1 protein-coding gene is annotated in these 628 nt (G+C 64.6%); it reads right to left on the bottom strand.

From position 1 onward, the window contains the following. The coding region (locus Q7C20_RS26805) for an IS66 family transposase (RefSeq protein ID WP_375071197.1) at nt 1-628 on the bottom strand (628 nt) is incomplete at both ends.

Raw genomic sequence — 628 nt, forward strand, 5'->3', positions numbered from 1 at the left:
GCCGCTGGTGGCGCGCCACCATTCCATGGCCGATCATCACGCACATAGGTCCAGAGCCGGGCCTTTTTCGCGCCGCCGCGCGCCAGAAGCGGCACAGTCGTATCGTCGCCATGCAGGCGGTGAGCGGCATGCACATGGCTTTCGATTAGGGCATGGATCGGCTGCAACGCGACCGTCGCATGCCCGACCAGATCTGCCAGGGTCGACAGGCTCAACTCGACGCCTTCACGGGCGAACCGCTCGGCCTGCCGGTTCAACGGCTGGTGCTGACCATATTTCTCGAAGATCAGCATTGCGATCAGGCTGGGCCCGGCCCATCCGCGCGGAATCGCATGGAACGGCGCCGGCGGCTGGCTGATCTTCTCGCAGGCCCGGCAAGTGAACTTCTCGCGCACAGTCTGGATCACCTTCCACTGACGTGGGATCACCTCCAGCGTCTCGGTGAGATCTTCACCCATCTTTACGATCCGGTCTGAGCCACAGCAGGTGCAAGCGGTAGGTGCTTCGACGACAACCCGCTCGCGGGGCAAGTGATCGGGGAACGGTTTGCGCACCGGGTGGCGGCGCGTGAAGGCGCGCACGGTGCTGGCCTTTTCAGCCGCCTGTTCTGCGGCCAAGCCATCCTCGG

Source organism: Pseudomonas sp. AMR01 (assembly GCF_041946035.1).
GTDB lineage: Bacteria > Pseudomonadota > Gammaproteobacteria > Pseudomonadales > Pseudomonadaceae > Aquipseudomonas > Aquipseudomonas antarctica_B.